The organism is Candidatus Microthrix parvicella Bio17-1, assembly GCF_000299415.1.
Taxonomy (GTDB): domain Bacteria; phylum Actinomycetota; class Acidimicrobiia; order Acidimicrobiales; family Microtrichaceae; genus Microthrix; species Microthrix parvicella.
The window spans coordinates 328,153-340,007 of sequence record NZ_AMPG01000001.1 but is presented as its reverse complement, the minus strand read 5'-3'; the positions used below and the strand labels follow the sequence as shown (position 1 = coordinate 340,007).

General features: G+C 65.0%; 8 protein-coding genes. 5 read left to right on the top strand and 3 right to left on the bottom strand.

Going from position 1 to position 11,855, the window contains the following annotated elements:
- Positions 1-16: 16 nt before the first annotated feature.
- Complete coding sequence (locus tag MPARV_RS0101640; protein WP_020376997.1) at positions 17-976, bottom strand: glycosyltransferase family 2 protein; 960 nt, start codon at positions 974-976, stop codon at positions 17-19.
- Between the two features lie 171 nt (positions 977-1,147).
- Here MPARV_RS0101640 and MPARV_RS0101635 point away from each other — a divergent pair, with 171 nt between their 5' ends.
- A complete protein-coding gene (locus tag MPARV_RS0101635; protein ID WP_157789413.1) occupies positions 1,148-2,134 on the top strand; it encodes a hypothetical protein in 987 nt (328 codons plus the stop codon).
- Here the strand turns inward: MPARV_RS0101635 and MPARV_RS0101630 are convergent.
- Positions 2,106-3,149 carry a polysaccharide pyruvyl transferase family protein gene (locus MPARV_RS0101630; protein ID WP_020376995.1) on the bottom strand — a complete coding sequence of 348 codons (1,044 nt, stop codon included), beginning with the start codon at positions 3,147-3,149 and terminating at the stop codon, positions 2,106-2,108. The two genes, MPARV_RS0101635 and MPARV_RS0101630, sit on opposite strands and share 29 nt — an antisense overlap.
- Before the next feature lie 80 nt (positions 3,150-3,229).
- On the opposite strand from MPARV_RS0101630, the gene MPARV_RS0101625 reads away from it, so the two are divergent.
- The 4 genes from MPARV_RS0101625 (at position 3,230) to MPARV_RS21985 (ending at position 9,882) form a co-directional block, all read left to right on the top strand.
- Positions 3,230-4,294: a hypothetical protein gene (locus MPARV_RS0101625; protein ID WP_020376994.1), complete on the top strand. Its 1,065-nt coding sequence runs from the start codon at positions 3,230-3,232 to the stop codon at positions 4,292-4,294.
- A gap of 82 nt (positions 4,295-4,376) precedes the next feature.
- Entirely contained in the window at positions 4,377-6,689 is a 2,313-nt protein-coding gene (locus tag MPARV_RS21990; protein WP_020376993.1) for an S-layer homology domain-containing protein, read from the top strand.
- Between the two features lie 9 nt (positions 6,690-6,698).
- A complete protein-coding gene (gene wecB / locus MPARV_RS0101615; RefSeq protein ID WP_031277007.1) occupies positions 6,699-7,829 on the top strand; it encodes a non-hydrolyzing UDP-N-acetylglucosamine 2-epimerase in 1,131 nt (376 codons plus the stop codon).
- 244 nt (positions 7,830-8,073) lie between these two features.
- Positions 8,074-9,882 (top strand): RCC1 domain-containing protein, encoded by a 1,809-nt coding sequence (locus MPARV_RS21985; protein ID WP_051011861.1) that lies wholly within the window; start codon positions 8,074-8,076, stop codon positions 9,880-9,882.
- A 165-nt stretch (positions 9,883-10,047) separates the two neighbouring features.
- Here MPARV_RS21985 and MPARV_RS21980 read toward each other — a convergent pair whose 3' ends face one another.
- Positions 10,048-11,853 carry an RCC1 domain-containing protein gene (locus MPARV_RS21980; protein ID WP_051011860.1) on the bottom strand — a complete coding sequence of 602 codons (1,806 nt, stop codon included), beginning with the start codon at positions 11,851-11,853 and terminating at the stop codon, positions 10,048-10,050.
- Between the last annotated feature and the right edge of the window lie 2 nt (positions 11,854-11,855).

Below are 11,855 nucleotides of genomic sequence, written 5' to 3'. Positions count from 1 at the left end.
TGTTGGGAGTCCTCGATCAAGTGCCGCCTCGCTCAGCGTCCGGCTCGGGCACCTCAACGACGTAGGCGGGGAGCACGCGCGAGGGCGCCTTACTGGTTCGGACCACCAGGTCGGCCAAGAAGCCGATTGCCAGGAGGAGTCCTCCGAACGTGGCCATCAACATCGTCGACACCGCCAGCTGTGGTGCGCCGAAACCGAAGTCGGTGAGCACCTTGATGGCGGTCGCAAGGAGGATCAGCAGCGAGGTTGGCAGGAACAGACGGAGGGGTTCCCACGACAGGGCCATCCGAACGACCTGAACCGCATACCGGCGCGTGTCCCGGTACCAATGAAACTTCGATTCGCCTGCGCGCTCCCGGTACTCGATCTCAACGTAGCGAACGGTATAGCCATTGGTGAGGAATGCCATCGTCAACGTGGTGACGCAGGAGAAACCTTTGGGGAGCAGGTGGGTGTATTGCCAGGCGACGTCGCGTCGAAACGCGCGATAACCGGAGTTGAGGTCGGGGATCCTGGTGCTGGCGAGGTACTGCGCCAGCCTCCGGATCAGCCACTTGGCCGCCGTGCGAAGCACCTTGTGAGTGCCCTCCTCGGTGGTTCGAGCGCCCACGACCTGGTCGGCGCCTTCAAGTTGGCCAACCAACTCGGCGATCCGGTCGTTGGGGTAGGTCATGTCGGCATCGGTCCAAACGACGACGGCGCCCCGGGCCGCCTCCGTTCCCACCCGGCGCGAACCGCCCGAGCCTTGGTTGACCCGTTGGCGAATCAGCCGGATGCCGTTGCCGGGCACCAGGTTGTCGACCGAGCCGTCAGTGGATGCGTCATCGACAACGATGATCTCCCACGAGTACCCGCTCGCCTCCAGGCTCGTTCGAATTCGAGCGAGTTCGGCGTCAAGATGGCCGGCCTCGTTGTGGACGGGGAGTACGACGGTGACATCCAGCTCGGCCGGCGATGAAGACAAGGGTGGGGCCACCGGTCGAGCTTACCTGTCGAGATGAGACCGCCGAGTTCCGCACCGATACGCCCTGAGCCCCCTCCGGTGGGGTGGTGAAACGCGCCGGAACCCAGGCTCGTGGGGTTGCGGTTGACGGCTGATCGACGATCGATCCTTTGGCGTCCGACCGGATCGCTTAGCGTGCCGGACATGGGTCAGGCACGGATCGCCCGAACGCGGCGCGCTGTGGTGCGGTTGGTCACCGTTGTTGGCGGTCTGCCGGCACGGGCCTCCAATGTTCCCTATCTGCGGCCGCTGGCGGCCATCGCGGGGACCGCCCTGGTCATCACCGTGAGCTGGGGTGCATGGCGGTCAGCTGATCTGGATGGTCTGCCCACGTGGGCGCTCCTTGGAGTTGGCGTCCTCATGATGCCGCTGGTGCTGGCACTCAACGGTGCCGAGTTCAAACTGCAGGCGTCGATGGTGGGGGTCCACCTGGGCTGGTCGGAGACCGCTCGTTACGTGGGCCAGGCCAGCGTCGCCAACATGTTGCCGGTCCCGGGTGGACCCATCCTGCGTCATCGGGTCCTCGCAACGCGTGGAGCATCCCAGCGGATGGCGGTTCGGGCCCAGCTGATGACCGCCATTTGGTGGCTTGCGGCCGGCCTGGTTGTCTCCGGACTGAGTTTTGTGGCCGCAGCAGGAAGATGGTGGCTGGGTTTGGCAATGGCGGCGGGCGGAGGCGTGTTGTGGGTCGCCGGATGGTCGATGCGCCCGACGACAACGGATCGACTTGGTGACTTGGGATGGCTGGCGCTGGTTGAGGTGGCGACCGTCATGCTTGGTGCGATCCGGTTCTGGGCGGTGGCGGTGCTGATCGGTGCCACGCTCGATGCCGCAGGTGCGTTCTCGATGGCGTTCACGTCGCCGGCTGCGGCAGCTCTGGGAATCTTTCCGTCAGGAATCGGGGCGCGGGAAGCGCTGATCGGCGTGACGGCTAAGGTCATTGAGGCCGACGCGTCGCTCCTGTTTCTTGCCGCAGCCATCGAGCGGGTGGTGAGCCTGGTTGCCGCTGTTCCGGTACTGACCTGGTCGCTGTGGGGTCGCCGTCACCCCTCCCACTCTGAGGCGGGCCTGCCCGATGCCCCACCCGAACTCGGGGAGGATGTCAACCCGATGCCCGCCTCGCTTGACTGATGAGCTGCTCGAGCGCTGAATAGAGAGGCTCGTATTCACGTTCGGTTGGAGGTTGGGGGCGCAATCTGTGGTGCGACGGCACCGATTCCAGTGCCTTGGTGAGCCCTGCTTCGGTCTCGGGGTAGGTGGACACACCGCTGTCGTGCGCGTAGCTCCGCATTTTGTGACCGGAGTCGATGGCACTCCAACCGTTGCCGAAGTGGTTGGCCATCAGCGCCACATGAAATCGGCCTGAGATGACGTGGTCACCGGGTTGAAGCAGCGACGAGGCCTCGGCCGGCGTTGGGCGCACCATGCTGGGAATCCGATCGCGCGAGCTCTGTTCGATCAGGCTGATCGCGTCGGCGCCCACTGCCTCATCCTCCGGCGTCATCGCCAGCAGGGCCACATCCACTCGTTCGTGGATGCGACTCGTCGTGATCGCAGCAGCGAGTTCAGCGGCACGGTCACTTCGGTTGACGACGGTCCCCCGTGGGGCCAGCACGACCCGGCGAACGTCGTGCTCGCTGTGCTGGTGGTTGGGTTTGGCGAGGGCCAGGTGTGCCAGGTCGGGGGCGACTGCGGTGTGCCGAAACCCCAGCGTCGCAAGTAGCTCCTGTGAGGCCCGGTCGCGTGTGATCCACCGAGGTTGGGTTCGGGCCGCCAACCGAAGCGAGGCGCGTGAGGGCCAGCGGCTGATCGGGCCGACACCCAGCCCGATTCCGGCCGTTGGTCGCGCTGCGCCAACCACGGCAAATCGGCCAAGGTGGACGGCGCAGCTGATGGCGCTGGTCTGATCCTGCAACAATCCGCCGGGTCCGAGGATGAACCCGTCGGCCCAGCGCCTCGGCGCCCGAATGCTGCGCGTCGGGAATGCGATCACCCCGTGGAGTGCCGAGGTGGCGGGAGGGTCCTCGGAATACATGCCGGCCACGGCCCCGCGCTCGTGCAGGAGGTTGGCAAGTGCCGCGGCGATGAGTTCATCGCCCAGGTTCCCGGCCCCTGCCCAACCGGCGATCAGAATGTGGGGACTCATGAACCTGACAGACTGATCATGGCGCACCACCCGTGATTTGAGACGCCATGCCACCCCCGCAACGAAGGCGACGACGAGCTGTGCGGCACACCTTCCTGTTCGACATGGTCCATCCAGCCGATTTCCACTTCTTCGCCCCGATGATCGATGAGGTCCAGCGTCGGGGTGATCGGGCGGTGGTGGCCACGCGGCACAAGGACGTACTGGTTGATTTGGCCGACGAGGCGGGTATCGCCCAGGTGGTCGTGAGCAGTGCCGGATCACGGTCCCGGGTCCGGGAGGCAAAGGAGCTGAGCACCCGGGTGGGTGGGCTGTGCTCCCTGATCCGGCGGGAGGGCGTGGATCTGGTCATGACGAGAAACCCGTCGGGGGCGCTGGCGGCGAGGCTCATGAGGATTCCCTCCATGTTCGACACCGACGACGGCCCTGCGGTCGGCTTACTGTACTGGGCTGCTGCGATCCCGGCGACGGTGATCACCAGCCCGGCGTCTGGTGATGTCGACTATGGACGAAAGCACCAGGCCTATCGGGGATTCAAGGAGACTGCCTCCTTGCGGCCCGAGCGTTTCGTTCCCGACGCCACCCTGGTGAGGGGAGCCGGACCGGATCCGTCGCGCCCCTACACCCTGGTCCGCGCCGTGGCGATGGAGGCCACCCACGATCACGGTGAGGACGGTCTTGACGACCCCACCCTGCGTCGGGTGGTCGAGTTGCTCTCGCCGGTGGGACCGGTGTGGATCAGTAGCGAGCGCCAACTCCCCGTGGATCTTGAGCGACGCAGGCTGCCCAGGTCCGGCGCCTCGTTTCGCCATGTGGTGGCAATGGCTCAGGTGCTGGTGGGCGATAGTCAGACCACGGCGGCGGAGGCGGCGATTCTGGGTGTCCCGAGCCTGCGGCTGAGTTCCTGGGCGGGGAGATTGCCGTATTTGGTTGATCTGGAACGGCGTGGCATGACCCAAGCGTTCCTCCCCGAGCATCGCGACGCGTTCCTGCAACGGTTGGAAGCGATGACCAACAGTCTCCAAGCCGAACGGGACGAGCTTCGGCTGCGCAGGGATCAGCTGTTGGCCGAGACCGTGGATGTCGCCGATTGGATGATCGAGCGGATGTACAGGTTGGTCGAGCGCAGCCGGGACGCCAGGTAGGCGGTCTGTGGCTCTCCGTCGAGGAGCAGACCAGTTCCGGAACCGTGGTGAAACTGTTCAGCTGGGTGACTACCATTCTCGGATGAACAGAGTCGGTGAGGGTGGCGCTGCAGCGCCGCGACGCAACGTGTGGGTTTTGCTCGGTCTCGTGGCGATTCTCGGGGGCTTGGTGGCTCAGCCGATCATCGCCGGAACGGCTGGGGCCACCGGCCCAGGGGACAATCCGGCCAAGGGTGAGGTCTCACCTGTCACCGACTCCCAGGACGGTCTCCGCTCAGATCCCATCCCGCCCGAGTTGGTCGGCAACGAGGCTGTCCCGCTGCCGGCGTCAAAGTCGGCGCTTGCGCTGGACGACATTGCATGCGTCGGTAATGGCACGTCCGGTAAACGGGTGCAGCTGGTGTACGCCTATCGAGCCGGCTCCAGCAACCGTTCGGCAGCGTATGCGGCGTCCATCCGGAGCTGGGCAACCCGGTTCGACGACTTTCTGGCAGGTGAGGGCGCAGCAACCGGTGGACAGCGCCGCATCCGCTTCGTCCACGATGGCGCATGCCAACCAACCGTGCTGACCGTCCAGGTGCCTTCGACGGTCAAAGATTTCGATACAGCAACTGAGGCTCTGGCCGCAGCCGGATTGACCAACCCCAACCGCAAATACCTCACCTATGCGGATTGGAACGTGTCAGGTCTCTGTGGCACCGCCACCTATTGGGGAGACGAGGATCCCAGTGCAAACAACTTCAACAACACCGAGATCGGTTACGCACTGACGTATCAGTCCTGCTGGGATTGGAGCAGCTCCCGAACAGCGCTCCACGAGTTGTTTCACACCTTTGGGGCGGTGCAGGGCGGGTCGCCAAACGGCAACGGCGGGCACTGTGATGACGGAGAGCTGGGCGGAGCCGACATCATGTGCTACGGCGATTACGCCCTCGACGCGTGCGACGCGGGTGGGCCTCGGGTCATGGATTGCGGCCGGGACGACTACTTCAACGTCACCCCGGTGAGCGGGTCGTACCTGGCTCAGTACTGGAACCCGACCAACAGCGCCTACCTGACGGTGCCGACCGGGTGCGCTCCTCAAGACTCGTTCGCATCGAGCTATCCGATCGGTGGCAACCGAGGGACGGTCAAGGGTTCCAATGCAGGTTGCGGCGTGGAGACCGGAGAGCCCACACATGCTGGTTCGCGGGCAAGTTCGGTGTGGTGGACCTACACCGCCCCTTCGAGTGGTCTGGTCACCATCGATACCTTTGGCTCGGCATTCGATACCGTCCTGGCGGTGTACACCGGCAATACCGTCGGTGCCCTGACGTTGGTCAACAGCAACGATGACACCGCCCCCGGCAGCCGGAGCAAGGTGGCCTTTGCGGCGACGGGAGGCCAGCGGTATCGCATTGCCGTGGACGGCAGAAACGCCAACACCGGCGCGATCAAGTTGAACTGGAAGCACGCGGCCTCGCCGGCCAACGACAACCTTGCTGACGCGTGGGTGGTGGCGGGGGCCAACGGTGCCACCGGCGGATCAACCAACGGCGCCACGCGCGAGACCGGCGAGCCGATGCACCGGCATCGCGGTTTCGCCTCCGTCTGGTGGTCGTGGACGGCTCCCAGCACCGGCAACCTTCGCCTGAGCACCAGCGGGTCGAACTTTGACACGGTGCTCAGCGTCTACACCGGGACCGACGCAGGTGCGGCGGTGGCGAGGGCCCAGAACGATGATGATCCGACCAGCTACACCAGTGAGGTGTTGGTGCCGGTGAAGGCAGGCGTCACGTATCGCTGGGCTGTCAGCGGCTACGCCGGGTCTACCGGTGCGGTCTCGCTGAACTGGAACCTCCAACCGGTGCAGTGCTCGATCACCAACAGCAACCCCTTCTCTGACGTCCCCAACTCTGCCTGGTACCGCAACTCTGTGCTGTGGCTGGTGCAACGAGCCATCACTTCGGGGACCGGGCCGGGTAAGTACTCGCCGAATGCGCCCGTGACCCGTGGCCAGATGGCGATGTTCCTCTGGAATGTCTCCGGGCAGCCGGCGGCAACTTATTCGCACGGGTTCAGCGATGTGTCGCCCGACAGCTACTACAACGACGCAGTCTCGTGGCTGGTCGAGAACGACATCACCTCAGGAACCAGTTGGGACACCTTCTCGCCCAACAACAAGGTGAGCAGAGCGCAGATGGCCACGTTCCTTTGGAAGTTGGTGGGCGCGGTGTATCCCGGCTTCATCCATGACTTCTACGATGTGTATGAGGGTGCCTACTACAACCAGGCGGTCGCCTGGTTGGTGCGGGCCGGCATCACCGCCGGCACGGGTCCCGGGCAGTTCTCTCCCAACCAGAACGTCACGCGGGCTCAAATGGCAGCGTTCCTCAAGATTCGGACCTGTGGGTAGACCCTGACGGTGTCCGTGCGCGTGGCAGTCGTGGTTGGTACCCGTCCAGAGGCGATCAAGCTCGCTCCAGTTGTGCACGTGCTGCGCGAACAGCGCGGTGCGGACCCGGTGGTGTTCTCCACCGGGCAGCACCTTGAGATGGCGCAGGAGGCGCTGTCCATGTTTGGCGTGGTTCCCGACCGGCAACTGAGGATCGGGCAGCCCGCGAACGGTCCGACCGGCCTCTTGGCGGCGGGCGTGGCAGAGCTGGGCGCAGAGATCGGTGTCGGCGAGTTCGATTGGGTGTTGGTGCAGGGCGATACCACCTCGGCTCTGGCGGGAGCCTTGGCCGGGATGGCCCACAACGTGCCGGTCGCTCACCTCGAGGCCGGGCTTCGTTCGGGCGACGTCAACCACCCGTTCCCCGAGGAGCACCACCGAAAAGCAATCACCGCAGTCGCTCGGCTGCACTTGGCCCCCACACCTGAGGCACAGGCGCACCTGCTCCATGAGGGTGTGGCCGCGGTCGATGCGCCGGTGGTGGGCAATACCGTGATTGACGCGCTTTGGTGGATGCGTAAACGTCTTGACGGCACCGAGTTGGACCACCTGGGGCTTCCGACGAACCGTACGCTCGTTCTGCTGACCTGTCACCGGCGCGAGTCCCAAGGCCGGCCGATGAGGCGGGCGCTGGATGCGGTGGCCGAGGTTGCGGCCGCTCGTGCTGACGAACTGTGCGTCGTGGTGCCGGTGCACCCAAACCCGGTGGTGTCCGAAGCGGTTCGAGATCGGCTCTCAAACATTCCTGGCGTGGCCTTGGTGGAACCTCTTGACTACCGCACGATGGTGGCGCTGCTGAGCGCCGGCCGGATGGTCGTGACCGATTCTGGGGGGCTTCAGGAGGAGGCACCGGCACTCGGTCTGCCGGTACTGGTTCTACGCGAGAAGACCGAACGACCGGAGGGGGTGGCAGCCGGGGGTGTCGAACTGGTCGGCACCGACCCTGATGCCATCAAGCGAGGCATCGAACGGATCCTCGACTCGCCGGCGGACGCAGCGGTGGGTTCAGAGTGTTCGTCGCCCTATGGCGATGGGTTGGCCTCCGCACGTGTTGCCGACGCGCTCATGGGGCGCAGGCCAACCCAGTTTCGTCCTCAGTAAACACTTGTTTCTAGCTAGGTGCTGGACTCGGTTTGTTCGGTTGGTCGATGTTGACGTCCTGTGTGGTCTGGTGCCTTTCCCTCAAAGCCTGACCTCTTTGAGGCGATGTGGTGCTGCGTCAGAGGCACGACCGGCGGTCTGAATTCCCCGTCAGTAAACACCTGTAGCAACTTGATCCAAGCTCAATTGTTCGCGGTTGGGTGGAAGGGCGATGATGCCGGTTCGCAAACCAAACGAAGGGGCAATGAGCGATCTCATGACCAAAAAATTAGCAATCTCACAATGGCTTTCTCGGCTGTTGGCGCTGTTGATGCTTGGCTCGTTGGTGAGCCTGGGGTCCGCAGCGACCGCCGGCGCTTCCGAGCCGAACGCGGAGGCGGGCACCGAGGGAGTGACGCAGCCGTCGGCCGAGGCAGAGGCAGCCGGCCCGGTTTCGTGCTTCTCGCCAAAGCCCCACCAATTCACCGATGTTGCTCCGGACGACTACTTCGATCAGGCAGTCTCATGGCTGTTCGAAAGTGAGATCACCGGTGGGGTCACCGCCGACCGGTATGGCCCGAGCGTGAACGTCTCCCGCGGCCAGATGGCGATGTTCCTCTGGAAGGACGCCGGGTCGCCGCCGCCGAGCCGGCCCCACAGCTTCGGAGATGTCGCCCCCGATGCCTACTACAACACCGCGGTGTCGTGGTTGGCTGGCGAGGGCATCACCGGCGGCGTTGCTGAGGGCCGTTACGGCCCGAACGTGAACGTCTCACGCGGCCAGATGGCTGTGTTTCTGCACACCGCTTCAGGAAGCCCGGCTCCGTTGGCGCCCCACAGCTTCACCGATGTGGCTGCTGACGCCTACTACAACACGGCCGTATCGTGGCTGGTTGGAACCGGTATCACCGCCGGCGTCGCCCCGGGCAAGTACGCCCCGAATGCAAATGTGACCCGTGCCCAGATGGCGGTGTTCCTGCACACCAATTCATGTGGGACCAAGCCGATCGCGGTTGACGGCGGCGAGCGCCACAACTGCGCCTTGAAGGCTGACGGAACGATCGCATGCTGGGGACACAACAGCGATGGCCAGATGGGCATCGGCACCAGCAACAATCAGCAGTGGATCCCGGTGACCGTCCGTGGAATTAGCGGTGCGACCGACATCGCCACCGGCTCGTTCCACACCTGTGCGGTCAAAGCGGACACCACGGTCGCCTGCTGGGGCAACAACCGCAATGGCCAGTTGGGTGACAACACCACGACCAATCGCAGCCTCCCGGTTGCGGTTTCGGGCCTGAGTGGCGTCCGCAACATCACCGCCGGCTCGTACCACACCTGTGCCACCAAGAACGACGGCACGGTCGCCTGCTGGGGAGAGAACAACAACGGTCAGCTCGGTGACGGCTCCACCACAGAGCGGCGGACCCCCGTCGCCGTCGGTGCGGGGCTGAGCGGAGTGACCGCCGTTTCCGGCGGTTCCGTGCACAACTGCGCCCAGAAGAGCAACGGCACCGTTGCCTGTTGGGGTCGCAACGACCGAGGTCAGCTCGGTGACGGAAGCAACACCACCCGCACAACGCCGGTGACCGTTGCCAACCTCAGCGGCGTGACCGCTGTCGACAGCGGCTGGCTCCACACCTGTGCCGCGAAGAGCGACGGCACGGTTGACTGCTGGGGCTACAACGGTGATGGCCAGCTCGGACTGGGCAACACCACCGACCGCAACACCCCGGCGACCATTCCGGCTCTGGCCGGCGTGACCACCATCGGTGTGGGCGCCTACCACGGCTGTGCAGTGAAGGCCGGCGGCACGGTCGCATGCTGGGGCTACAACAAGGACGGTCAGGCCGGCGATGGAACCACCAGCGTCAACCGGAAGTCCCCCGTTGATGTCGTTGGGCTGACCGGCGCCAAGTCCGTCGCCGGTGGCTCGTACACCAACTGCGCGGTCAAGGCCTCCGGTGCCACCCTCTGTTGGGGACTCAACTGGCATGGCCGGCTGGGTGACGGAACCGGCACCACCCGGACCACGCCCGTCCAGGTGGCCTATCCCAACCCCATCGTGAGGTAGGGAACCAACGCCACTCGGCTCAATTGAGGCCCATCCCAAGCGATCTCCGGATCGATGGGGTGGGCCTCGCCGCGTGCGGCGAGGGTTGCTGTCTTTGGACCGAACGCGGCCCTCTCAGTTGGAACCAGGCAGGTGGACTCGATGATTGACCTGGCGCTTCTCAACTTATGTGGATGGTGGTACCGGTCGCCCGGTGACGGGCGTGAGGCGGCAGGTGTTGTTCTTGAGGAAGACGGCCATCTGGGCGCGTGTGACTTTCGCGTTGGGCGAGTACTTACCGGGAGCGGTGCCGCCGGTGATGCCGGTTTCGACCAGCCAGCTGACCGCGGCGCTGTAATAGCTGAAAGGAGGTACATCGCTGAACCCGTGGTAGCCGGCGGCTCCGAGTCGACCGTTGTACTGCCAGAGGAAGACGGCCATTTGGGCGCGTGTGACTTTCGCGTTGGGCGAGTATTTGCCGGGAGCGGTGCCGCTGGTGACACCGGTGCGGACCAGCCAGGAGACGGCGTCGTTGTAGTAGGAGTCTGTTGGGACGTCGCTGAAGCTGTGGGGTGGGGTGGGGGTGGGTTGTCCGGCGTTGGTCCAGAGGAAGACGGCCATTTGTGCGCGTGTGACTTTGGCGTTGGGCGAGTATTTGCCGGGTGCGGTACCGCCGGTGATGCCGGCTTGCACGAGCCAGGCAACCGAGTCGTAGTAATAGGCGTCGAGGGCAACGTCGCTGAAGCCGGGGTCGGGAGCGCTGGCGCAGGTCCCGCTGATCACCGTCACCGGTGTGGTTGAGATTGTCGGGCTGCCATTGCCGAGCCGGCCCTCGTCGTTGCTTCCCCAGCAGCGTGCCTGCCCGGAGTTCAGCTTGGCGCAGGAGAGTTCGCGCCCGGCCGCGACGGTGACGGCATTGGTGATGTTGCTGACGGGGACCGGCTGTGATCGGTGGGTGGTGGTGCCGTCCCCAACCTGGCCATCGTCGTTGTAACCCCAGCAGCGGACCCCACCGGTACCGAGGGTGGCGCAAGTATGTTCGTAACCGGCTGATATTGAGACGGCGTCGGAAACACCTGCGACGGCCAATGGAGTCGAGGAGGGGAGGAAGGTTCCCGCTCCGAGCTGTCCCTCGAAGCTGTCGCCCCAGCATCGTGCCTCACCCGACGCAAGCAGTGCGCATGAGTGCCGGTTACCGGCGGTGATACTGACCGCGTTGGCGATGCCGCTCACTGATACGGGAGTTGATGAGCTGTCGCTGGTCGTGTCGCCGAGTTGGCCGTAGGCGTTGTCCCCCCAGCAGCTTGCCGCACCCGTGGAGAGCGTGGCGCACGAATGGTCACCGCCGGCGGCGACCGAGGTCGCATTTGTCAGGCCGCTGACCAGCACGGGGATGCTGGAGTGGGTCGTCGATCCGTTGCCGAGTTTCCCGTCTGTGTTGTGTCCCCAACACTTCACCTCACCCGACGTGAGGGTGCTACAGGTGTGCCGGTCGCCGGCGGCGATCGTGGTGGCATTGGTGATCCCGGTTACGGCGACGGGAGTGTTGGAGCTGACCTCCGTCCCGGTGCCGAGTTGCCCGTACGGGTTCTCCCCCCAGCAGCGGACCGTTCCGGTGGCGAGCACGGCGCAGGTGTAAAGAGAACCTGCAGCGATCGCAGTGGCATTGGTAATACCGCTTACCGGCACCTGAATGTTTGAGGAAGTGCCGGCACCGTTGCCAAGCTGGCCGTACACGCCATTTCCCCAACACGTGACCGTCCCGTTGGTGAGTAGGGCACACGTGTGGTACGAGCCGGCGGTGAGTTGGCTGATGCCGGTGAGTGGTGGTGGGCCGGTGGCTCCTGCCGGAGTGCCGGGAACGAGGCCGGTCAGGATGCCGAGCAAGAGGGCCAGGGTGGCGAGAACCCTGGTGGCGATCGACCTTGACCTGGACCTGCGTTGTGGCGAGTTGGGGTGTGCGTTCAGGCCGTTCTCGCTGGAGGTCGTCATGG

What these genes read in the sequence shown, in the direction of transcription:
- MPARV_RS0101635 (WP_157789413.1), top strand. Translation starts at nt 1,148, where the DNA reads ATGGGTCAGGCACGGATCGCCCGAACGCGGCGCGCTGTGGTGCGGTTG.
- MPARV_RS0101630 (WP_020376995.1), bottom strand. Translation starts at nt 3,149, where the DNA reads ATGAGTCCCCACATTCTGATCGCCGGTTGGGCAGGGGCCGGGAACCTG.
- MPARV_RS21990 (WP_020376993.1), top strand. Translation starts at nt 4,377, where the DNA reads ATGAACAGAGTCGGTGAGGGTGGCGCTGCAGCGCCGCGACGCAACGTG.
- MPARV_RS21985 (WP_051011861.1), top strand. Translation starts at nt 8,074, where the DNA reads ATGAGCGATCTCATGACCAAAAAATTAGCAATCTCACAATGGCTTTCT.
- MPARV_RS21980 (WP_051011860.1), bottom strand. Translation starts at nt 11,853, where the DNA reads ATGACGACCTCCAGCGAGAACGGCCTGAACGCACACCCCAACTCGCCA.